Origin of the sequence: Rhodococcus sp. ARP2 (assembly GCF_001029585.1) — a bacterium.
Classification (GTDB): domain Bacteria; phylum Actinomycetota; class Actinomycetes; order Mycobacteriales; family Mycobacteriaceae; genus Rhodococcus_F; species Rhodococcus_F erythropolis.
In genome coordinates, this window is sequence record NZ_LEKE01000026.1 from 56715 (window position 1) to 79228 (window position 22514).

The following is a 22514-nucleotide window of genomic DNA, read 5'->3' on the forward strand; positions in this document are numbered from 1 at the left end:
GGCCCCGATCGAAGATTCAGATGGACGACAGCGCGGGGAACCACAGAGCGATTTCGCGCTCTGCCGACTCCACGGAGTCACTGCCGTGAACGAGGTTCTGCTGCGCTTCGAGTCCGAAGTCGCCACGGATGGTGCCCGGAAGAGCTTTGTCGACCGGGTCGGTTCCGCCGGCCAACTGACGGAAAGCAGCGATGGCGCGGGGGCCTTCGAGCACTGCGGCCACCAGCGGACCGGAGGTGATGAACTCCAACAAGCTCGGGTAGAACGGGCGCTCGGAGTGTTCTGCGTAGTGGCTACCAGCCACCTCTTCGGAAGCTACACGGAGTTCGAGTGCTGCAATTGTCAGGCCTTTGCGCTCGATACGGCTGAGGATTTCTCCTACGTATCCACGGGCAACGGCGTCGGGCTTGATCAGTACGAGGGTGCGCTCAGTCACAGCGGACAGCCTAAATGGTCAGTCCCGCTGGCCGGGAAGCAGGCCCTTGTCCATCCGGCGCTTGATGTCTCTCTGCAGGTAGACGAGGTATCCCCAGACGATCCCGAAGGTGATCGCCACACCGGCAATCGACGGGTGGACGAAGAATCCGAATAGAAGAATCACCTGCAGTGCGACGTTGAACCCCATCGCCCACGGCTTGCCCTGGACGCCGGCTCCCAGAATCATCAGTACCGCCAACCCGATGATGAATCCCGCGGAGGCCGCGGTGAGGCCACCGCCGACGACCGCGACAACCGGCAAAGCCAGCAGCACGACGATCGCCTCGAGGATCAGGGTTCCGGCCATCACTCCGCGGAAACTTTTCCAGGGGTCCTTGGTCGGAGGCCCGAACTCGCCGGCAGTGTCTCCGGACTCGGGGCCCCCGGGCTCGTGGCCTCCGGATTCGGGATTGGCATCTGACGGGGTACTCACGCGGGGTCCTTTCCGAACAGCGTGCGGGCGGCGCCTGCGGTCACGACGGATCCCGTCACCACCACACCTGCCCCTGATACGGCTTCGCCGGGTTCGGCGACCTGCTCGGCGATTTCGATCGCGACTTCCAGCGCGTCGGCAAGCACCGGCGCCACGACGACGCGCTCGTCGCCGAACTTCGCGACGGCAATGTTCGCCAGCTCCTCGACATCCATCGCCCTGGGTGACCCGTTGTGGGTGACGACGATCTCGTCGAAGACGGATTCGAATGCGGTCAAGATGGCGTCGACGTCCTTGTCCGCCATGACGCTGACAACTCCCACGAGCTTGCGGAAGTCGAACTCCGCGGCCAGTGCGGCGGCGAGAGCACGCGCACCGTCGGGATTGTGTGCGGCGTCGAGAAAGACCGTCGGCGCACTCCGAACACGTTCGAGGCGACCGGGATTGACGATCGAGGCGAACCCGTTGCGGATAGCGTCCTGATCGAGTTGTCGGTCCGGACCGGCACCGAAGAACGCTTCGACGGCAGCGAGCGCGAGCGCGGCGTTGCGCGCCTGATGCTCACCGTGAAGGGGGAGGAAGATGTCGGTGTACACACCACTCAGGCCTTGAAGTTCGAGCTGCTGTCCACCTACCGCGATCTGGCGAGCAAGCACCTTGAACTCCGAGCCTTCACGCGCGACCGCGGCCTCGACCTCGACTGCTCGGCGCAGCAATACCTCCATCACTTCTGGAGTCTGCTCGGCGATGATCGCGACGGTGTCCACCGGAACCAAGTCCTCGCGGCCCTTCTTGATGATCCCGGCCTTCTCCTCCGCGATTCCGGCCAGGTCGGTGCCCAGGTACTCGGCGTGATCGAGGCTGATCGGCGTGATCACCGCGACCTGTCCGTCGATCACGTTCGTGGCGTCCCAGCGTCCGCCGAGGCCGACCTCGACCACGGCGACGTCCACCGGAGCCTCCGCGAATGCCGCATAGGCCATCGCAGTGAGCACTTCGAACTTGCTCATCGCCGGTCCCCCGGCTTCCTGCGACTGTGCGTCGATCATCTGCACGTACGGCTCGATCTCGCGGAACGTATCCACGTAGAGCCGCGGGGAGATCGGATGACCGTCGATGCTGATCCGCTCGGTCGCGATCTGCAGATGAGGGCTGGTGGTTCGGCCGGTACGACGATGCAGAGCGCTCATCAAGGAGTCGATCATGCGCGTCACCGACGTCTTGCCGTTGGTTCCCGTGACGTGCACCGACGGATAGTTGTGCTGCGGTGAGCCCAGGACATCCATGAGCGCCTCGATACGAGTCAGTGACGGCTCGATCTTGGTCTCAGGCCAACGCTTGTCGAGTTCTGCTTCCACCAGCGCCAGTTCGGCGATGTCGACCGGAGTCGGAACCGAACTCTGAGCGTCGAATTGGGACGGCTCGTACGAACTCACTTGTCGGCCAACTCCTTCAGACGTCCTGTGATGCGCTCGATCTCTTCGACGGCGATCTGGCGACGTGTCTTGATCTTGTCGACGACGGCGTCGGGCGCCTTCGCCAGGAAGGCCTCGTTCGCCAGCTTGTTGTCAGCGGTGACGAGCTCCTTCTGCGCTGCCGCGAGGTCCTTTTCGAGACGCTTCTTCTCCGCGCCGAGGTCGATGGTGCCCGAGGTGTCGATGTCGACCGTGACGGTGCCCTGGCTCAGACGCACCTCGACGGAGATCGACGCGGTGAACCCCTCTTCGGGTTCGGTCAGCTTGGCAAGCGCCGCCACGTAGGCGAACTGGCCGTCCATGCCTGCCTCCGAGAGCCCGGACGCACGAGCCGGAACCTTCTGGGAAGGCTTGAGCCCCTGATCGTTTCGGAAACGTCGCACCTCGGTGATCAGCTTCTGGGTGTCTTCGATCCTGGTGGCGGCCTGGGTGTCGACTGCCACACCGGACAACGTCGGCCAGTCGGCGACGACGACGGATTCGCCGCCGGTGAGCACCTTCCACAGGGTTTCGGTCACGAACGGAATGACCGGGTGCAGGAGGCGGAGCAGTGCATCGAGAACGTTGCCGAGCACGGCGCGGGTGTTCGCGGCGACAGCCTCGTCGGCGGCGAACTGCACCTTGGCGAGTTCGAGGTACCAGTCACAGACCTCGTCCCACGCGAAGTGGAACAAGCCTTCGCACGCCTTGCTGAACTCGTAGCGATCGAATGCGGCGTCCGCCTCGGCCTGGACCGTGTCGAGACGGTCGAGGATCCAACGATCGGCGTCGGTCAGTTCGTTTCGAGCAGGCAGCGGCGCGGGAGCAGCGCCGTTCATCAGTGCGAACTTGGTCGCGTTGAACAACTTGGTCGCGAAGTTGCGCGAGGACTGCGCCGAATCCTCACCGACGGACAGGTCACTGCCCGGGTTGGCGCCGCGTGCGAGTGTGAATCGCAGGGCGTCGGCGCCGAAACGATCGACCCAGTCGAGTGGGTCGATACCGTTGCCGCGAGACTTCGACATCTTCTTGCCGTACTGATCGCGGACCAGTCCGTGCAGGAACACGTCCTTGAACGGCATCTGCGCGCCGGACTTACCCGGACCGGCGGTGATCGACTCGTCCTCGGACACGTAGGTGCCGAACATCATCATGCGGGCGACCCAGAAGAACAGGATGTCGTAGCCGGTGACGAGAACGCTGGTGGGATAGAACTTTTCGAGTTCGGGCGTGTTGTCGGGCCAGCCCATCGTCGAGAAGGGCCACAGTCCCGAGGAGAACCAGGTGTCGAGGACGTCGGGATCCTGGACCCAGCCTTCCGGTGCCGTTTCGTCGGGACCGAAGCACGCAACTTCACCCTCGGGGCCGTACCAGACCGGAATGCGGTGGCCCCACCAGAGCTGGCGGGAAATGCACCAGTCGTGCATGTTGTCGACCCAGTCGAACCATCGCGGTTCCTGGCTCGCCGGGTGAATGACGGTGTCCCCGTTGCGAACCGCGTCACCCGCAGCCTTGGCGAGCGTCTCGACCTTGACCCACCACTGCAACGAGAGACGAGGCTCGATGGCCTCGCCACTGCGCTCGGAGTGCCCGACGCTGTGCAGGTACGGGCGCTTCTCGGCGACGACGCGGCCCTGCTCGGCGAGAGCTTCGCGAACCTTGACGCGAGCCTCGAAGCGGTCCATACCGTCGAATTCGGTTCCCGTGTCGGCGATCTTGCCGGTCTTGTCCATGATCGTGGGCATCGGCAGGTTGTGCCGCAGGCCCATCTCGAAGTCGTTGGGGTCGTGAGCCGGCGTGATCTTCACTGCGCCGGTTCCGAACTCGGGGTCGACGTAGTCGTCCGCGATGATCGGAATCTGACGCCCGGTGAACGGATGATCGAGAGTGGTTCCGATGAGGTGCTTGTAGCGCTCGTCTTCGGGATGGACCGCCACTGCGGTATCACCGAGCATCGTCTCGACGCGAGTGGTCGCGACGATGACGTGCGGCTCGTTGTCGTCGAGCGAGCCGTAGCGCAGGGAAACCAGCTCACCCTCGACGTCCTCGAACTTCACCTCGATGTCGGAGATCGCGGTCTGCAGCACCGGCGACCAGTTCACGAGACGCTCGGCGCGGTAGATCAGACCCTCGTCGAACATGCGCTTGAAGACGGTCTGGACGGCGCGCGAGAGGCCCTCGTCCATGGTGAAACGATCGCGACTCCAGTCGACACCGTCACCGATGCGCCGCATCTGGCCCCCGATGGTTCCACCGGATTCGCGCTTCCAGTCCCAGACCTTGTCGATGAAGAGCTCGCGGCCGAAATCTTCCTTTGTCTTGCCGTCGGCAGCGAGCTGCTTCTCGACGACGGACTGCGTGGCGATACCGGCGTGATCCATGCCAGGTAGCCACAGCACCTCGTAGCCCTGCATCCGCTTGCGACGGCTGAGCACGTCCATGAGGGTGTGATCCAGGGCATGGCCCATGTGCAAGCTGCCCGTGACGTTCGGGGGCGGCAGCACGATGGAGTAGCCGGGCTTGTCGCTGGTCGCGTCGGCCTGGAAGTACCCGGCGTCTACCCAGCCTTGATACAGATCGGCCTCTACAGCGCTGGGGTCCCAGCTCTTGGGTAGGGCGTCGGCGGGGGTCTGGGGGTTCTCTGGAGCTGCACTGGTCACCACTTGATCCTAATGACTCCCCCGTCGTGAACGAATTCGCCCGTCGGCCGCCGCGGCGCACACGAACGACTGCCCCGCAGTCCGGGGTCAGCCGAACAAACGATATTCACCGATCCGCTCCGCTGACAGGATCGCTCTGAAGGACGACCGACCAACTACCTGTGGAGCAAATATGTTGAACAACTGGAGTTCTCGCCGTCCCGGCGTTCGAACCTTGGCGGCGGCCGCGACGATCGGAGCGGCGGTTGCCCTCGTGCTTCCGGCGACTGCGTCCGCTGCCCCCGGCATCGAAGAAAGTGTGCAAGGAAGCATCGACAGTGGCAGCGCCACGATCAACGGAAGCGTCGGCGATATCGGGAACGACATCGCAAACGGCATCGCCAGCGGCAGCGTGGGCGACATCGTCGGCGGGATTGCCACTGGGAACCTCAACGACGTCCTCGGCGGCCTGAACGCCGGTTCGACCAGCGCGACGGACATCGTCAACGGCCTGGCCAGTGGCAACGTCAGGGACATTCTCAGTGGCCTGGCCAGCGGCAGCGGCGGCGGCGGATCGTTTGCACCCACGCAGCGCTGCGACGCCTCGACCGTCTCGGGCGGCGCAGGAATCACCAGCACCAAGCACGAACTCGGCCGCGGTGGCCCGACCTCGTTCGTGCTCGGCTACGAGACCGAAAACGTCCCGGACCTGATCGAGGTGTACTACGAAGGTCGGTTGATCCACAGCACCGGATACATCGGCGATAACATCAACGAGGGAACTGGTTCAGCTGTCGTCAACGTGCCCGCCGGTGGGGCGTCGTCCGTTCTGGTTCGCGTCACGGGCCCTGACCACACCGAGTGGTCGTACACCGTTCGTTGCCCCGGCGCCTGAGTCCGGTCCGGATCCGCGCGAAGACGATCATGCCTCGTTCGGCTGCTTCAGCCGAACGAGGCATGCGCGCGTTCAGCCCAGAATCTCCGGCAGCGCGACATCTTCGCCGAGAACGTGCTCGGAGAGGAACGCGGTGACCACCTCGTACCAGATCTTGGTGTGCTGCGGCTTGAGCACCCAGTGATTCTCGTCGGGGAAGTACAGGAAGCGATGGTCCGTTTTCCCGTCGTCGTCGGCGGGCAGACTTGACTCGGCGAGCAGTTCGTACCAGAGTCGCAAGCCCTCACCGATCGGAACCCGGTAGTCCTTGTCGCCATGGATGACCAGCATCGGAGTCGTGATGTCCGCGACGTACAGGTGTGGCGAGTTCTCGACGGCCATCTCCGGCGACATCTCGCGTTGCCAGTACCAGGCCGCGTCCGTCGTCGGGCCGAATTGATCGAGTGCCCAGAGGCTTGCGTGGGTGACGATCGCGTCGAAACGGTTGGTATGGCCGGCGATCCAGTTGGCCATGTAACCGCCGAACGAACCACCCATCGCGCCGGTTCGCTTGGGGTCGATCTCGGGCTGCGCGACGGCAGCATCGGTGATCGCCATCAGATCGGTGAAGGGCGCCTTGCCCCACTGACCCCACCCGCGCTGGACGAAGTCCTGCCCGTATCCGGTCGAGAGTGCGGGATCGGGCAGCAGTACGGCATAGCCCTTGGCGACGAGCAGCCACGGATTCCACCGCCAGGACCAGGTGTTCCACGAACCGAGTGGGCCGCCGTGGACCCAGAGGAGCAATGGCACCGGCGCGTGCGGTGCGGCGCCGGTCGGCAGTGCCAACCAACTCCGGACTGTCGAACCGTCCTCGGCGCGAGCGGTGATCTCGGTCAGTGTTCCCGGCAGCTCCGGCAATGCGTCGGGTCCACGAAGTGCAGTGATCTCACCGGATCCCAGATCCACCCGCACCACGTGCGGGGGCGCTTCGTACGAGGCTCGCAACGCGTAGATCGACTCGCCGTCCGGCGCCACTCGAACATCGGTGTACGCCGCGTCGTCGGCTGTCAAGCGCACCGGCTGGCCCCACAGGTCGATGGTGAAGATCGGCCCTCGGCCGCCGTCGTCCGCGGTGACCACCAGCCCGGATCCGTCGGGTAGCCAGGCAAGTGAGGTGGGCCAGCGGTCCCAGCCGTCGGCGACGCCGGTCACGGCACCGGATCCGAAGTCGTAGAGCTGCAGAGTCATTCGCGGTGCGAACTCCGGCGTGGTGAGAGTCTCCCGGATGAACGCGAGCTTGGTTCCGTCCGGTGAGAGCACCGGGTTGTAGACGTCCGCGTCGGCCTCGTCGACAAGAGTGGTTCGGTCGCCGGTCACCGTGTCGATCCGAACCAACGTCGATCGGCGGGCGGCACTCGCATCGCCGACAGTCCACGTGGTCACGACGAAGAGACCGTCGTCGGAGATCGTGGTCGACGTCTCTCGCAGCGCCGCGGCTGCAGTCGGTGTGATGTCCCGCAATTCGACGGATTCCTTCGAATCCGTCTCGGCGACAACCAGATGCGGATGATCGGGGCCCAGGTCGTGGTCCCAGTGGCGCACCGGATACCCGGTGTGCAGCATCGCCGTGACCTTCTTGTCCTTGCGCGCCGATCGCACCTGATCGTCCTGGTCGAGGCTGATCGCCGAAGCCATGACCGAAGTCTGGGCCACGAACGTCGGCGCCGCCTTGGCCGCTGATACCGACGAGACACCACCGGGACGTGAGATCAACAGCTGAGCTTCTCCGCCCGCCGCGGGCAAGCGCCAGAGTGCGGGTTGCGGATCGCTCTCGCCCGGCACGGCTCGCGTGGCGGTGAAGAGCACGTCGCCGTCGAACGCGAAGGCAGCACCCGACTCGCTGGTCGAGCCCCAGGTCAACCGATGCGCCGGACGCCGACCTTCCGGGTCGATCTCCCACAACGAGGACACGTATTCGGCGCTCTTGTCGTCGAGAACGGCGCGCGCGCAGATCAGCAGCGAGCCGTCGGGTGACAACACCAGGCCGGACAACCTGGCCAAGGCGATGTAGTCGTCGAGTTCGTCGAACGGTGTGCCTGCGTGGAGCTCGGGAATCTGGGTCACCACTAGTTGGTATCACGCGCCCCGCGGTTGACGCATCATTGCGTAGATCGTCGGCCCGCCGCCTGGCATGACGATGTCACGGGTCACTTCGAAACCGAAGCGGTTGTAGTACGGGATGTTCGATTCCTTGCTGCTCTCGAGGTAAGCGTCGACGTGTTCACGATCGCAACGCTCCAACCGGGAGTTCAGTAGGGCTTTGCCGTATCCCCCACCGCGCGCCGCGCTGCCGGTCCCGACCGTCGCGAGATACCAGTGCGGCGAATTCGGATGTGCTCCTTCGAGAACGGAGCTGACCTCGGCCGCGTGTCGTAGCCCCCTGCCGAAGACACGCACCATTGCGGGCAGGCTCACGAGCCCGGAAATCCACGACTGCTTCCACCGCCCCGGCGGATCCCACAGAGTTGCCCCGCCGATCACCCCGTTGTCATCGGTGGCTACCTCGACACCGCCACCGGCGAAGTGGTGGTAACGAGCTTCTGCGGCAAACAGTTTCGTCAGGCGTTCAGCCCTGGAGTCCTCGTCCGGCAACATCCAGGCCATCAAAGGATCATCTTCGAACGCCTCGGCCAACACCGCCGACAGCGCCGGAATATCGGATCGGACAGCCGGCCGCACGTGTACACCCATGAGGCGAGAGTACCGCCGACTGTCCGAATCCCTGGACTTTGAACAGCGCTGTCCTTGAACCGATCAGACGAGCAAGCCCGCAATCCGCGGCGGAATCTGTTCGAGCGCATAGGGCAAGCTCAGTACGGTGCTCCACGTCATGGCTTCGGCAGCAGCGTCTTCCAGAATGATCGCGCGGCCGTCCTTCACGACGTCGAGTTCCTGGTAGATCGGGGTCTTGTCCAATTCCGCCCGAAGCTTGTCGCCGTAGCCACCACCGGCGTACCAGACGAGTACGTCGACGTCCGCAAGCGAGAGTTGCTCGGTGCTGATCTCGGCGAAGTTACCCGTGATCTGATCGGTGACAGGCGGATTCACGAATCCGAGTTCAGTGAAGAACCTCACCTTGGGGTCTTCCGGTCCGTAGACCCCGAATTGCCCCGGCCCCTTCAACGCGCCGACCAGAACGGTCTTGCCGGCAAACGCCGGATTGGCTGTCTTCACGTCGGCGAACTTCTTGTCGACGCCGGCGATCAGCTCGGTGGCCTTTCCTTGCTGCCCCAGCGCTTCGCCGATGATGGTCGTCTGGTTCTGCCAGGGGATTCCGTAATCCGCGAACTCCTTCGGCTGCGCCACCGTCGGCGCAATGGCACTGAGTTTGTCGTACTGCGCCTGAGTGAGCCCGGAGTAGGTGCCGACAATCAGGTCGGGTGTCGTGGCAGCGACCTTCTCCATCTGAATGGTGGTGCCCGCGGTTCCGATGATCTCGGGAGTCGCCCCGTTCAACAACGGCTGCGCCCATGGCCACACACCGTAGGGGTAATCGCCGTACCAGTCGAAGGTTCCGACCAAAGTCCCACCGAGGGCGAGGATCGCATCTTGATCGTTGTATCCGACACTGACGATCCGCTGCGGATCCTCGGGCAGCTCGGTAGCCCCAAATTTGTGGGTGATCGATCCCGCAGAGTCCCCGCTGGGGGGCGTGTCCTCGTCGTTCGAACTGGAGCAGGCTGCGGCGAATGCCAGCAACGCTCCCGACGTGCCGATCAGAAATCCGCGCCGGGTCAGCCGACCTGCGTCCGTTCGATCCATGCTCTTACCCCTTAAGTCCGCTCGTTCGGTAGGTAAGGCTAGCCGATGAATGTCGCATTCCGGTGAGTTCGACCGGCCCATTCGATGGCAGTACCGCGCCGTTCGGGCCAGTATGGAGACATGACGCGCCAGGGCCCCTCGAAAGACATCGACGAATCGGATCTCGAAGTCACGCACCCCAAGGACTACGCCGCCGGAGTGCCGGCTGTTCTGGTGTCGCTGCAACGAGGAATCGAGCAGATGGGAGCCCTGCGGACCGCCCGAACGCTCACCAGGCTCAACCAGCGTCACGGCTTCGACTGCCCGGGGTGTGCGTGGCCGGAGACTCCCGGACATCGCAAGCCCGCCGAGTTCTGCGAGAACGGAGCGAAGGCCGTTGCCGAGGAAGCAACGCTTCGCACGGTCACGCCTGAATTCTTCGCGGAGCACTCGATCGCCGACCTCGAAGGCAAGACCGATTACTGGCTCGGCCAACAAGGCCGACTGACGCACCCGATGGTCCTGACCCCGGGAGCAACCCATTACCAGCCGATCGACTGGGACGGCGCGTACGCACTGATCGCCGAACATCTGAACGGCCTCGCGTCGCCGGACGAAGCAGTGTTCTACACCTCCGGTCGCACGTCCAACGAAGCAGCGTTTCTCTACCAGTTGATGATTCGTAGCTACGGCACCAACAACATGCCCGACTGTTCCAACATGTGTCACGAGTCGTCCGGAAGCGCACTGACCGAATCCATCGGCATCGGCAAAGGCTCGGTGACGGTTCCCGACCTCGAGAACGCCGATCTCATCCTCATCGCCGGACAGAATCCCGGCACCAACCACCCTCGAATGCTCTCGACACTCGAGAAGGCAAAGGGCAACGGCGCCAAGATCATTGCCATCAATCCCCTCCCCGAGGCGGGATTGCGACGGTTCAAGGATCCGCAGAAAGTCTCCGGCGTGATCGGGCACGGAGTCGACATCGCGGACGAGTTCCTGCAGATCCGGCTGGGCGGCGACATGGCGCTGTTCCAAGGTCTGGGGAAGCTGCTGCTCGAGCAGGAAGATCGCGCTCCCGGCACCGTGGTCGATCGCGCATTCGTCGACCGCTACTGCGCCGGTTGGGACGAATACGAGAAGCACATCCGCGCGGTCGATCTCGACACGGTACTCGAGGCGACGGGCCTGTCGATGGCGCAGCTCGAGGAAACGGCTGCCGCGCTTGCCCGATCCGAGCGAACCGTCACCTGCTGGGCCATGGGCATCACTCAGCACACACACGGAGTCGCCACCATCGAAGAAGCGGTCAACCTGCTGCTCATGCGTGGAATGATGGGCAAACCCGGTGCCGGGGTCTGTCCGGTGCGAGGACACTCCAATGTCCAGGGTGACCGCACGATGGGCATCTGGGAGAAGATGCCGGAAGAGTTCCTGGCCGCGCTCGACACCGAGTTCTCGATCTCGAGCCCTCGCAAGCACGGGTGGGACACCGTGGACGCGATCCGCGCGATGAATGCCGGCAAGGCAAGCTTCTTCATGGCGATGGGCGGCAACTTCATCCAGGCCAGCCCGGACACCGCAGCCACCGAAACCGCGCTGCGCCAATGCGAACTCACCGTTCAGGTTTCCACCAAACTGAACCGAAGCCACGTCGTTCACGGGCAGACCGCAATCATCCTGCCCACCCTCGGACGCACGGACCTCGACGTCCAGGCCGGCGGAAAGCAGCTTGTCTCCGTGGAAGATTCGATGTCCATGGTGCACCTGTCGCGCGGACGCCTCACGCCGGTCAGCCCCTACCTACGTAGCGAAGTCGCCATCATCTGCCAACTCGCCCGCGAACTACTCGGCAGCGATCACTCCGTCCGCTGGTCGGCCTTCGAGGGCAACTACGACCTGATTCGCGACTCCATCTCACGAGTGGTGCCCGGATGCGAAAACTACAACACCCGGGTTCGCCAGCCGGATGGATTCCAGCTCCCACACCCACCGCGTGACTCGCGTGAGTTCCGCACGCACACCGGCAAAGCCAACTTCGGCGTGAACGAACTGCACTGGATACCCACTCCGAGCGGGCGCCTGATACTGCAGACCATGCGCAGCCACGACCAGTACAACACCACGATCTACGGCCTCGACGACAGATACCGCGGTATCAAGGGCGGACGCAAGGTTATCCTCGTCAATGCCGAAGACATCACTGCACTCGGATTCCGCGACGGCGATCTCGTCGACATCGTGTCCGAGTGGACAACACCAGACGGAACACTCGAAGAGCGTCGGGTCACGGAATTCCGCATCGTCTCCTACGACACCCCCCGCGGCAATGCGGCGGCGTACTACCCCGAGTCAAATCCGCTCGTTCCCCTCGAACACGTTGCAGCCAAGTCGAACACGCCGGTCTCGAAGGCCGTCACTGTTCGACTCGAAGCATCAGGCGCCTGAGATGGGACGGGTCACCGCACGAACACCGGTCGTTCGAATCTCGGGTGATCGGGTCGTCACGCGCCCCGACACGCTGGCCGTCGAAGAACCACTCGAAATGAGGGTTGGCGGTCAGGTGCTGGCCGTGACGATGCGAACACCAGGCAACGACGTCGACCTCGTCCACGGATTCCTTCTCAGCGAAGGCGTCATCGGTACCCGCGACGACGTGAGCGTCGTCCGGTACTGCGACGGCGTCGACGAAACCGGCGCGAACACCTACAACGTCCTCGACATCGCGCTCGCTCCCGGAGTGCCGTTGCCCGATCACACCACCGATCGCAACACCGTCGTCAGTTCCGCGTGCGGCGTGTGCGGCAAGACGTCACTCGATGCCGTCCGAACCACCACGCGGCATCCCCTGGTCGGTGACACGACTTCCGTCACCTCCACCGTCCTGTCTGCCATGCCGGTCACGCTTCGGGAGAGCCAACGGATCTTCGAGCGCACCGGAGGCCTGCACGCAGCCGGATTGTTCACCGCCACCGGCGAACTCCTGGCGCTGCGCGAGGACGTCGGCCGGCACAACGCAGTCGACAAGGTGATCGGTTGGGCAATCACCGACGGCCGAGTGCCGCTCTACGACACGATCCTGATCGTCAGTGGGCGGGCGTCGTTCGAACTCGTCCAGAAGGCCGTCATGGCGGGCATTCCGATTCTGGGCGCAGTCTCCGCGCCGTCGTCATTGGCCGTGGAGTTGGCACAGGAATCGGGGTTGACCCTCGCCGGTTTCATCCGCGGCGATTCGATGAATATCTACTCGCACCCGCACCGAGTCGAGGTCACGTCTGATTCGCGCGCAACTGAGCCGACAGTCGCACAGCGGAGTTGACCTCCCCGTAGCCCTCGTATCCACTCACTCGCTGCACGACCTCGAAGAAAAGGTCTCCCCCGACCGTCGGGGTGAACAGGTGGAAGAACTCACCGCGGGCGTCAGCGTCGTAAAGGATTCCGGCGCTGCGCATCCGGTCGAGCAGTTCTGAATTCAGGCCGAAACGTGCGTCCAGATCGTCGTAGTAGTTCGGGGAAATGGGTAGCGGAGCAAAGCCCCAGTCCTGCATGGACGCAGCGGCACCGAAGATGTTCTCACACGCGAAAGCGACGTGGCTGACGCCGCCGCGACGGACCGTCGGCAGCCCGCTTCGACTGCCCTCCACCATGTTCAGTGAGATCCGCAGGGTATGTCCGTCACCGTCCTGAACGAGCGTAAGTGCCTGGCTCCGCATGAGTCCGACCGAATCGGTGACGTCCTGCCCCTCGTGCGGTTGCATCTCGAACACGGACCGCAGGAGCAGCATGATGCCGTCCCAACTCTCGGCCGGAACTGCCAGTGCCACGTGGTCGATCCCGGTGAACACTGCGCCCTGTTCACGATTGCGCTCGGAGGGCAGCGGGTAGATCTCGAATGCCGATTCCCACGCTGCAGCGCTGCCGGGGCCACGAAGGTCGATCGATGTCGCATCGGTGACCTTCAAGCGTACGACGTCCGGTACCTCGGAGTTCTCGTCGCTCGAACCGGGCAACTGCACGCGCGTCGCCGGTACTTCGAGTGCCAGAGCGCGCTCTCCCCACACTTCGGGTTCGGTTGCCCTGATGCCGATCTGAGTGAGAACCGGCAGATCCGCGGGCAGCCCGGGCGCCGTCCACACCGTGCCCGCTGTCGCGTCGACGGCAACGGTGAGCGGTCCGTGCCGCCACAACTGCAAGTCGTGATCGTGGTGCCGTCCGACCAGATGAAAACCGACGCGAGAGAGCATCGAGTGCACCTGGTCCTGTTTAGCCGGACCCGCAGCGATTCGCAGAGACACGATCCCTTCGAGCGGGGTGCGCTCCGGGGCGGTGAACAGCGTGGGTCCACCGGCGGCAGGGTTCGCGGCGGCGACCTGTTCTTCCAGATGGAGGAGCGACCGATGAGCGTCGATTGCCGTCCGCTGGGTGTCCGCGCGGCGGAATACATCGTTGAAGATCTCGAGCGACCACGGTCCGTCGTAACCGGTGGCGTAGACATGCTGAGCGAACGCACTGAGATCGAAGCTGCCCTGCCCCGGAAAGTTTCGGTGATGCCGGCTCCACTGGAGGATGTCCATCGCCAAGAACGGAGCGTCCGCCAACTGGAGGAAGAAGATCTTCTCGCCGGGAATCTCGCGAATTCCGGCGGGATCGTCACCGCGCGAGAGGATGTGAAAGCTGTCCAGACAGGTACCGAGCGAAGGATGGTCGACGCCCTCGACGATCTGCCACGCATGGCCGTACGTATTGACGTGGGCACCCCATGCGAGCGCCTCGTAGGCAACCTTCTTGCCGTGCTCGGACGCCAGTTCGGCGAGAGCTCCGAATTGCTCTGTCAACTGACCGTCATCGTGACTTGCGGTCGGCAGGGGCGAGGAGCACACCAGGAGCGTCTCGCACCCCAGTTGATCCATGAGCTCGAATTTGCGTTCCACTCGAACAAGATTCCGAGCAAATTGGGCCTCGTCCACCGTGTCGAAGTCACGGAATGGCTGATACAGATCGAGGGTCAAGCCCAGATCCGCAGCCCGCGTTCGCAATTCCTTCGGGGACCACGGCGAAGCAACAAAATCCGGCTCGAACACCTCGAAGCCGTCGAAGCCGGCAGCAGCGATGGCGTCGAGCTTCTCCTCGAGAGTCCCACTGAGCGATACCGTCGCGATCGACGTCCGGACCGGGGCACTCACAGCGCTGCCGCAGTCTGTTCGCCGTGCACGAGTTCCGTCATGTGCGCGAGCATCCGCTTACTGTCGGGCTCGATGCCCGTGAAGATCCGGAACGCGTCGACGGCCTGAAAGACAGTCATTCCGCCTCCGCTGAGCGTCGGGGCTCCGATCAACCTCGCTTGACGCAACAGCTCGGTCTCGAGCGGGCGGTAGACGATTTCCGCTACCCACAGATCTGGACGGAGCAGATCTGGCGAGAATGCCATTCCGGGATGAGCCGCCATTCCCATCGGAGTCGCGTGGATCAATCCGTTTGCGTTGCCGAGCACTTCGGCGAGGTCGCTCGTGTGCCGCGCCTCGACAACCTGCGCCGGAAACTGCTGCGCGAAGGTTTGTGCAAGTTCCTCCGCGCGAGGCAGGCTCGAATCGACCAACGTCAGTGTCCCGACACCGCGGGTGAGCGCTGCATAGGCAACCGCCGCACCGGCTCCGCCGGCACCGAGCTGCACGACGCGATCGAGCTGTGCTCCGGGAAGTCCGTCGTCGAAGTTGCGGCCGAAGCCCGACCAATCAGTGTTGTGTCCGATCGCCTTGCCGGAGTCGAAGAGGACCGTGTTCACCGCTCCGAGCCGGCTCGCATCCGGCGAGAGCTCGTCGAGGTGTTCGATCACCAACTGCTTGCACGGGTGAGTGATGTTGAGGCCGCGGAAGCCGAAACGTCTTGCATAGGTGAGAAGTTCACCGATGTCCGACGGCGCCATTCCCATCACGTCGAGATCGAGGATGCGGTAGACGTAAGGCAGGCCCTGTCTGCGCCCTTCTTCCTCGTGCATGATCGGAGTCAAGGAGGCTCCGATTCCGGTGCCGATCAGACCGCAGAGGATCGAATCACTCATCAGTTCTTCCCTTCTCGGATGCAGACGAATTCGACTGCGGCGCTGTATCCGTCGATTCCCAATCCACAGATGACGGCGTCGGCGATGCCGGAGACATACGAGTGGTGACGGAATTCTTCGCGACTGTGGATGTTGCTGATGTGCACCTCCACGACGGGGGCATCGAGTGTGACCAGAGCGTCGCGCAACGCAACGGAGGTGTGCGAGTACCCACCGGGATTGATGACGATGCCCGCGACATTTCCCCTGGCCTCGTGGACCCAATCGATCAGTTGGCCCTCGTGGTTCGACTGCTTTGCCTCGACCACCACTCCGAACTTCTCGGCCGCCGCTTCACAGCGGGAAACGACGTCGTCCAGGGTGTCTCTCCCGTAGAACTCCGGTTGGCGCTGGCCCAACAAATTCAAGTTGGGTCCGTTGAGGACCAGAACCGGTAGAGATGGAGTCATCAGGGGCACCTCGGGGTTGACGCTCGAAACTAATGTACGAACTAGTGAGTTAGTTCACTGGACGTTACTCCCCCGACGTGAACTCGACAAGCAAAGTCGACAAACTGCTGGCAGATAGAGTGAGCACATGGTTTCCGAGCAGTCAGTGAACTCTGTGGTGTCGAAGCCGGAGAAACGACGCCGAAACAGCGATCTGACCAGGGTGAACATCATCGCCGTCGCGACCGAGGAGTTTGCCGACAAAGGCTTCGCCGGCGCCCGGGTCGACGAGATCGCAACCAAGACGCATACCACCAAGCGCATGATCTACTACTACTTCACCGACAAGGAAGGGCTGTACAAGTCGGTACTCGAGCATGCGTACAGCGTCATTCGTGCGCAGGAACGTGAACTCGACCTCGAGGGATTGAACCCCACGGCAGCAGTCCGCGCTTTGGCCGAACTCACCTTCGACCACCACGAACAGCACCCGAATTTCATTCGGCTCGTGGCCAACGAGAACATGCTCCGCGGCGAGCACATCGAGAAATCCGAGTTACTCAGCGGCCTCGGCGCCCCTGCCGCCGACCTGGTCTCGCAGATCCTGCAAGACGGGCAGCAGTCTGGGGCATTCCGCTCCGACGTCGATGCTCTCGACATTCACATGGTGATCAGCAGTTACTGCGTCTTTCGTATCGCCAATCGGTACACCTTCAAAGCGCTCTTCGACCGCGATCTGACCGACTCGACGCATCGTGAGCATCTTCGAACAATGCTCGGCGACATGGTTGTTGCGTTCCTGACCTCGAAGGCGCCGTCCTGACCTACCCCGAAGTCCGAAAAATCCCCCTACGGTGGTGAGTGGAACTCACAGCTGCCACCGGGAGGAATGACGTGACCGAGAATTACGTAGACGGGCTTTCACTCGAGGAGAAGGCGTCGTTGACGTCCGGCTCGGATTTCTGGCACAGCCAGTCCGTTGCCGGAATCGAATCGATACTCCTGACCGACGGTCCGCACGGAGTCCGGAAACAACCCGAGGGCGGCGACGCACTCGGACTCGGCCACAGCATTCCAGCGACATGTTTCCCACCGGCGGTCGGGTTGGGCTCGTCGTGGAACCTCGACCTCATCCGCCAGGTCGGTGAGGCTCTGGGCGACGAAGCCAAAGCCGAACAGGTCTCGGTCCTCCTCGGCCCAGGCATCAACATCAAACGATCACCCTTGTGTGGCAGGAATTTCGAATACGTCTCCGAGGACCCATTCCTCTCCGGCCGCGTCGCGGCAGCGCTGATCACCGGCATCCAGTCTCGCGGCGTCGGAACCTCGCTCAAGCACTTCGCTGCCAACAACCAAGAACACGACCGGATGAGAGTCAGTGCCGATGTCGACGAACGGACGCTGCGCGAGATCTATCTGGCCGGCTTCGAATACGCCGTAAAGACCGCGGCCCCGACGACGGTCATGTGCTCGTACAACAAGATCAACGGTGTGTACTCGAGCCAGAACCATTGGCTACTCACCGAGGTACTCCGCGAACAGTGGGGCTTCGACGGCCTCGTCGTTTCGGACTGGGGAGCGGTCAACGACCGCGTGGCGGCACTCGCCGCGGGCCTCGACCTGGAAATGCCGCCGACCGGAACCGATACCCAGATCGTCGACGCCGTGCGCGGCGGCGACCTGGACGAATCCGTGCTCACCACTGCAGCCGAACGACTGTCGACGCTCGTGAAACGCACCGCCGCCGCGCGCACCGAAGGCCACACGTACGACGTCGAGCGTCACCACGAACTGGCACGGACCGCTGCAGCGGAGTCCGCTGTCTTGCTGGCCAACGACGGAGAACTACTGCCGCTGACCCCCGGCGGGCAAACTGTCGCGGTGATCGGCGAATTCGCGTGCAGCCCGCGGTACCAGGGGGCCGGCAGTTCACAGGTGGTTCCAACCAAGCTCGACAATGCCTTGGACGCGATCCTCGACCTCGAAGGCGCCGACCGCGTCACTTTCGCACCGGGCTTCACCTTCGACGGCACTCCGAACGACGACATGGTCACCGAGGCTGTCGACGCCGCACGCCGCGCTGACGTCGCGGTGCTGTTCCTCGGACTACCGTCCGCCACAGAATCCGAAGGATTCGACCGAACCGACATCGAACTGCCGGCTGACCAGATCGCCCTGCTGGAAGCGGTCCACGGCGCGAACCCGAACACGGTCGTCGTGCTCGCCAACGGCGGTGTGGTTTCGACCGAGCCTTGGAAGGATCATGCCGCCGCAATCCTCGAGGGTTGGCTACTCGGCCAGGCGGGCGGCTCGGCGATTGCCGATCTTCTGTTCGGCATCACGAATCCGTCCGGCCGCCTCACGGAGACCATTCCGCTTCGCCTCCAAGACAATCCGTCGTATCTGCATTTCCCGGGATCACAGCAGCACGTCCGCTACGGCGAAGGCCTGTACGTGGGATACCGCTACTACGACTCCGCGCTGCGCGAAGTGGCGTACCCGTTCGGGTTCGGGCTGAGCTACACCACCTTCGACATCACCGATACCTCCGTCGAGGCCGGTGAGAACTCCGCCGAAGTGACCGTCACCGTGCGCAACAGCGGCGACCGATCGGGCAGCACCGTCGTTCAGGTCTACGTCCACGACGCCTCGGCAAGCATCGATCGACCCGCGCAGGAATTGAAGGGCTTTGCCAAGGTCCACCTCGACCCCGACGAATCCGCGACTGTGACCATCACGCTCGACACCAGGGCATTCGCCTATTGGTCCGTCGCGGCGCAGGACTGGGCGATCGAACCTGGCGACTACGAGATCCGCGTCGGCTTCTCGTCTCGGGACATCGCAACCACCGACACGATCACCCTGGCCGGGAACGTCGGCGTCGGCACGCTCGACGCCATGTCGACCATCGGCGAATGGCTCGCCCATCCCGTCGGCAGCGCAGTTCTCGGCGCCGCCATGGCTGCCGCAGCGGGCGACGGCGCACAGGCGGTCAGCCCCGAGATGATGGCACTCGCAGGCTCGATGCCGCTCGGAAAACTCGCCACCTTCGGCCTCGGCATCACCGAGGAACAGGTGGCGCAGTTGGTGGCGGCCGCCGCGCAGCCAGGCTCCTGACCGCCTGAACTGCGGTTTCGACGTGCGAAGAGTCCGCCGGTAGATTTTTATGAACTATTTGGTTAATAATCTTGTGTAGTCGCTGTGGCGTCGGTTACATTCCTTGTATCGCTCTCCGCACAGACGTTCTCGATACGAACACCCTCGACGAACATCATCGGCGGATGTAGAGCCTCCACGACGCTTCCACCCAGGAGATGAGCATGTCAGCTAGTACGGTTACACCGTCCGGCCCCGAGGCGGGATCCTTGGCCAGGCCGGACACGACCAAGGTCAAGCGCGCCGCAACGTCGTCGTTTCTCGGCAGCATGCTCGAGTACTACGACTTCTACATCTACGCATCCGCCGCTGCACTCATCTTCCCCACCGTGTTCTTCCCGGACAGCGGACATGCGGCACTGCTTTCGCTGGCCACCTTCGGTGTCGCGTACGTCGCGCGTCCCCTCGGCGCTGTAGTCCTCGGCCATTTCGGTGACCGCGTCGGCCGCAAGAAGATCATGCTGCTCACGCTCATCATGATGGGCGCAGCAACATTCCTCATCGGATGTATTCCCAGCGCGGATTCGATCGGAGTTCTTGCACCGATACTGCTGGTCCTGATGAGAATCGCTCAGGGCATCTCCGCCGCTGGCGAACAGAGTGGCGCCAGCTCACTGACTCTCGAACATGCTCCCGAAGGTCGACGGGCATTCTTCTGCAGCTGGACCCTCAACGGCACCCAGGCCGGCTTCATCCTCGCCAGCCTCGTCTTCCTGCCCATCGCCGCACTCCCCGACGACATCCTCTACACGTGGGGCTGGCGAATCCCGTTCTGGGGCAGCCTGATCGTTCTCGTGGCTGCATACATCATGCGTCTCAAGCTCGAAGAGCCGGAAGAGTTCACCGAGCAGCAGGAGTCGAAGGCCGTCGCCAAATTGCCTGTTGCCGATCTCCTTCGCACCCACAGCGCAAATCTGATTCGCGTGATCTGCTGCGCTTTCATCGCCGTCGTCTCGACCATCTTCTCCGTCTTCGGACTCGCCTTCGCGACCACCGAGGAAGTGGGGATTCCGAAGTCGACCATGCTCTGGGTGGCCATCGCAGCCAACGCCGTGGCCTTGCTCAGCCAGCCCGCCTGGGCGATTCTCTCCGACCGGATCGGTCGCAGGCCGCTGTTCATCGGTGGCGCCCTCGGTAGCGCGGTGTTCATCTACGTGTACTTCGGCGCAATCGCCAGCGGCAACGTCCCGCTGATCTTCCTGGCCGCAATCGGATTGATGTCCGTCTTCTACGCTGCCCCGAATGCCATCTGGCCGTCGTTCTACTCCGAAATGTTCAACACCAAGGTCCGCTACTCCGGCATCGCGATCGGCACCCAGGTCGGCTTCGCCCTCGCAGGCTTTGCACCCGCCATCGGCAACGCCCTCATGGGCGGGGACAAGACACACTGGATGCCCGTTGCCATTCTGACATCGGTGGCCTGCGTCATCTGCGCGATCTCCGCGTTCACCGCCAAGGAGACGTTCCGCACTCCCCTCAAGGAACTCGGCAACCCGATCTAGCCGAACACCCCCCAGACACCCTGCACGAACGACTGTGGCCCGGCATCTCGCGAGAGATACCGGGCCACAGTCGTTTTGAAGTTTCTACGCCGTCTTGTCTCGACGCTCGCCACGCTCCGGCTTACGCGGAACGATGGTCGGAAGTACGTTGTCGTTGACGGTCTCCGCGGTGACGACCACCTTTTCGACGTCGTCACGGCTGGGGATGTCGTACATCACCGGAAGAAGAACCTCTTCCATGATGGCGCGCAGGCCACGAGCGCCGGTTCCACGCAAGATCGCCTGATCGGCAATAGCGTCGAGCGCTTCTTCGGTGAACTCGAGTTCGACGCCGTCCATGTCGAAGAGACGACGGTACTGCTTGACGAGAGCGTTCTTGGGCTCCGACAAGATCTGAACGAGCGATTCCTTGTCGAGGTTGGTCACCGACGCGATCATCGGCAAACGGCCGATGAACTCGGGAATCAGACCGAACTTGATCAAATCCTCCGGCATGACCTCGGCGAAACGATCGACCGTATCCAGTTCGGCCTTCGACCGAACCTCGGCGCCGAAACCGATACCGCGCTTGCCGACACGATCGGAGACGATCCGCTCGAGACCAGCGAAAGCGCCCGCGACGATGAACAGCACGTTCGTGGTGTCGATCTGAATGAATTCCTGGTGCGGATGCTTGCGACCACCCTGCGGCGGGACGCTCGCCTGCGTACCTTCGAGGATCTTCAGCAACGCCTGCTGAACACCTTCGCCGGAGACGTCACGCGTGATCGACGGGTTCTCGCTCTTGCGAGCGATCTTGTCGACCTCGTCGATGTAGATGATTCCGGTCTCGGCGCGCTTGACGTCGTAGTCGGCAGCCTGAATCAGCTTGAGCAGAATGTTCTCGACGTCCTCACCGACGTAGCCGGCCTCGGTCAACGCCGTCGCATCGGCGATGGCGAACGGGACGTTGAGCATCTTCGCGAGAGTCTGAGCGAGGTACGTCTTGCCACAGCCAGTGGGGCCGAGCATCAAGATGTTGGATTTTGCGAGCTCAACCGTCTCACCCCGCGCATCACGGCCCTTGTCTCCGGCCTGAATGCGCTTGTAGTGGTTGTAGACGGCCACGGCCAGCGTCCGCTTGGCGGAATCCTGACCGATGACGTAGTTCTCGAGGAATTCTCGGATCTCCGCAGGCTTGGGAAGCTCGTCGAGCTTGACCTCGCTCGACTCGGCCAATTCCTCTTCGATGATCTCGTTGCAGAGGTCGATGCACTCGTCGCAGATGTACACCCCGGGTCCTGCAATGAGCTTTTTGACCTGCTTCTGACTCTTGCCGCAGAAAGAGCACTTGAGCAGATCCCCGCCGTCGCCGATGCGTGCCATCTCGTGAGGTCCCTACTTTCCATCATGTACGTGCACTCGCCGCCACTCGATCGGTCGAGACGCTCCGCAGTACTCGGTATCAGATCAGAAGTTGTCAGATCAGAAGTTGTCGGATCAGACAAACTGATCAACAAACCGATCGAACAAATCTGGTCGAACAATCGCAGAACGCCGGTCGAGAACCAGCCCGTGAAGTGACGGTACCCGCAGATCCCGAACGGGGTCGACCTGTTCTCGGCGTTTCGCCTGCGGATAAAAAAGAAAAGAGTCGAGATCTCAGCCTGGCGAGCGCTCCACCAGGCACTTCTCGACGTGTCCGCC

17 protein-coding genes are annotated in these 22514 nt (G+C 63.1%); 6 read left to right on the forward strand and 11 right to left on the reverse strand.

The window, feature by feature from the left end:
- Positions 1–16: 16 nt before the first annotated feature.
- The 4 genes from ndk to ABX74_RS06280 are packed head-to-tail and all read right to left on the reverse strand — an operon-like array spanning position 17 to position 5024.
- Positions 17–436 carry a nucleoside-diphosphate kinase gene (gene ndk / locus ABX74_RS06265; RefSeq protein ID WP_042952256.1) on the reverse strand — a complete coding sequence of 140 codons (420 nt, stop codon included), beginning with the start codon at positions 434–436 and terminating at the stop codon, positions 17–19.
- A gap of 18 nt (positions 437–454) precedes the next feature.
- A complete protein-coding gene (locus ABX74_RS06270) occupies positions 455–910 on the reverse strand; it encodes a DUF4233 domain-containing protein (protein WP_047888439.1) in 456 nt (151 codons plus the stop codon).
- The gene (gene folC / locus ABX74_RS06275) at positions 907–2346 is read right to left on the reverse strand and encodes a bifunctional tetrahydrofolate synthase/dihydrofolate synthase (protein WP_019749072.1); all 1440 of its coding nucleotides are present in this window, start codon (positions 2344–2346) and stop codon (positions 907–909) included. Before folC ends, ABX74_RS06270 begins: the two co-directional genes overlap by 4 nt.
- Positions 2343–5024, reverse strand: coding sequence for a valine--tRNA ligase (locus tag ABX74_RS06280; protein ID WP_029538339.1), 2682 nt, complete (start codon positions 5022–5024; stop codon positions 2343–2345). The genes folC and ABX74_RS06280 overlap by 4 nt, the downstream gene beginning before the upstream one ends.
- A 172-nt stretch (positions 5025–5196) precedes the next feature.
- Between ABX74_RS06280 and ABX74_RS06285 the strand changes: the two genes are divergently transcribed.
- The gene (locus ABX74_RS06285; RefSeq protein ID WP_019749074.1) at positions 5197–5898 is read left to right on the forward strand and encodes a hypothetical protein; all 702 of its coding nucleotides are present in this window, start codon (positions 5197–5199) and stop codon (positions 5896–5898) included.
- Positions 5899–5970: 72 nt separating this feature from the next.
- On the opposite strand, the gene ABX74_RS06290 is transcribed toward ABX74_RS06285, so the two are convergent.
- The 3 genes from ABX74_RS06290 to ABX74_RS06300 all read right to left on the reverse strand — a co-directional run bounded on the left by ABX74_RS06290 (position 5971) and on the right by ABX74_RS06300 (position 9702).
- Positions 5971–8004, reverse strand: a complete 2034-nt coding sequence (locus ABX74_RS06290) for an alpha/beta hydrolase family protein (RefSeq protein WP_047888448.1) — start codon at positions 8002–8004, stop codon at positions 5971–5973.
- A 12-nt stretch (positions 8005–8016) separates the two neighbouring features.
- Positions 8017–8631: a GNAT family N-acetyltransferase gene (locus ABX74_RS06295; RefSeq protein WP_003944518.1), complete on the reverse strand. Its 615-nt coding sequence runs from the start codon at positions 8629–8631 to the stop codon at positions 8017–8019.
- A 63-nt stretch (positions 8632–8694) separates the two neighbouring features.
- Positions 8695–9702, reverse strand: coding sequence for an iron-siderophore ABC transporter substrate-binding protein (locus ABX74_RS06300; RefSeq protein WP_019749076.1), 1008 nt, complete (start codon positions 9700–9702; stop codon positions 8695–8697).
- A 120-nt stretch (positions 9703–9822) separates the two neighbouring features.
- On the opposite strand from ABX74_RS06300, the gene ABX74_RS06305 reads away from it, so the two are divergent.
- Together ABX74_RS06305 and fdhD are read left to right on the forward strand one after the other, a co-directional pair.
- Entirely contained in the window at positions 9823–12132 is a 2310-nt protein-coding gene (locus ABX74_RS06305; protein WP_189637310.1) for an FdhF/YdeP family oxidoreductase, read from the forward strand.
- 1 nt (position 12133) lies between these two features.
- Positions 12134–13003, forward strand: coding sequence for a formate dehydrogenase accessory sulfurtransferase FdhD (gene fdhD / locus ABX74_RS06310; RefSeq protein ID WP_020908229.1), 870 nt, complete (start codon positions 12134–12136; stop codon positions 13001–13003).
- Here fdhD and ABX74_RS06315 read toward each other — a convergent pair.
- From ABX74_RS06315 to aroQ, 3 genes are read right to left on the reverse strand one after another with little or no spacing between them, the layout of a single operon-like run.
- On the reverse strand, positions 12954–14867 hold the full coding sequence (locus ABX74_RS06315; RefSeq protein ID WP_047888441.1) for a sugar phosphate isomerase/epimerase and 4-hydroxyphenylpyruvate domain-containing protein: 1914 nt from the start codon (positions 14865–14867) through the stop codon (positions 12954–12956). The two genes, fdhD and ABX74_RS06315, sit on opposite strands and share 50 nt — an antisense overlap.
- Entirely contained in the window at positions 14864–15742 is an 879-nt protein-coding gene (locus ABX74_RS06320; RefSeq protein WP_021333420.1) for a shikimate dehydrogenase, read from the reverse strand. The genes ABX74_RS06315 and ABX74_RS06320 overlap by 4 nt, the downstream gene beginning before the upstream one ends.
- A complete protein-coding gene (gene aroQ, locus ABX74_RS06325) occupies positions 15742–16191 on the reverse strand; it encodes a type II 3-dehydroquinate dehydratase (protein WP_029538345.1) in 450 nt (149 codons plus the stop codon). Before aroQ ends, ABX74_RS06320 begins: the two co-directional genes overlap by 1 nt.
- Before the next feature lie 127 nt (positions 16192–16318).
- On the opposite strand from aroQ, the gene ABX74_RS06330 reads away from it, so the two are divergent.
- The 3 genes from ABX74_RS06330 to ABX74_RS06340 all read left to right on the forward strand — a co-directional run bounded on the left by ABX74_RS06330 (position 16319) and on the right by ABX74_RS06340 (position 20828).
- Positions 16319–16993, forward strand: a complete 675-nt coding sequence (locus ABX74_RS06330) for a TetR family transcriptional regulator (RefSeq protein ID WP_042952259.1) — start codon at positions 16319–16321, stop codon at positions 16991–16993.
- 71 nt (positions 16994–17064) lie between these two features.
- Positions 17065–19287 (forward strand): glycoside hydrolase family 3 C-terminal domain-containing protein, encoded by a 2223-nt coding sequence (locus tag ABX74_RS06335; protein WP_029538348.1) that lies wholly within the window; start codon positions 17065–17067, stop codon positions 19285–19287.
- Between the two features lie 203 nt (positions 19288–19490).
- Positions 19491–20828 (forward strand): MFS transporter, encoded by a 1338-nt coding sequence (locus ABX74_RS06340; protein ID WP_020970000.1) that lies wholly within the window; start codon positions 19491–19493, stop codon positions 20826–20828.
- Between the two features lie 84 nt (positions 20829–20912).
- On the opposite strand, the gene clpX is transcribed toward ABX74_RS06340, so the two are convergent.
- Positions 20913–22193 (reverse strand): ATP-dependent Clp protease ATP-binding subunit ClpX, encoded by a 1281-nt coding sequence (gene clpX, locus ABX74_RS06345; RefSeq protein WP_003944582.1) that lies wholly within the window; start codon positions 22191–22193, stop codon positions 20913–20915.
- Positions 22194–22514 lie beyond the last annotated feature (321 nt).

Bases quoted from the DNA above. Each gene is read 5' to 3' on its own strand.
- ABX74_RS06285 (WP_019749074.1), top strand. From the start codon at position 5,197: ATGTTGAACAACTGGAGTTCTCGCCGTCCCGGCGTTCGAACCTTGGCG.
- ABX74_RS06295 (WP_003944518.1), bottom strand. From the start codon at position 8,631: ATGGGTGTACACGTGCGGCCGGCTGTCCGATCCGATATTCCGGCGCTG.
- ABX74_RS06300 (WP_019749076.1), bottom strand. From the start codon at position 9,702: ATGGATCGAACGGACGCAGGTCGGCTGACCCGGCGCGGATTTCTGATC.
- ABX74_RS06305 (WP_189637310.1), top strand. From the start codon at position 9,823: ATGACGCGCCAGGGCCCCTCGAAAGACATCGACGAATCGGATCTCGAA.
- fdhD (WP_020908229.1), top strand. From the start codon at position 12,134: ATGGGACGGGTCACCGCACGAACACCGGTCGTTCGAATCTCGGGTGAT.
- ABX74_RS06320 (WP_021333420.1), bottom strand. From the start codon at position 15,742: ATGAGTGATTCGATCCTCTGCGGTCTGATCGGCACCGGAATCGGAGCC.
- aroQ (WP_029538345.1), bottom strand. From the start codon at position 16,191: ATGACTCCATCTCTACCGGTTCTGGTCCTCAACGGACCCAACTTGAAT.
- ABX74_RS06330 (WP_042952259.1), top strand. From the start codon at position 16,319: ATGGTTTCCGAGCAGTCAGTGAACTCTGTGGTGTCGAAGCCGGAGAAA.
- ABX74_RS06340 (WP_020970000.1), top strand. From the start codon at position 19,491: ATGTCAGCTAGTACGGTTACACCGTCCGGCCCCGAGGCGGGATCCTTG.
- clpX (WP_003944582.1), bottom strand. From the start codon at position 22,193: ATGGCACGCATCGGCGACGGCGGGGATCTGCTCAAGTGCTCTTTCTGC.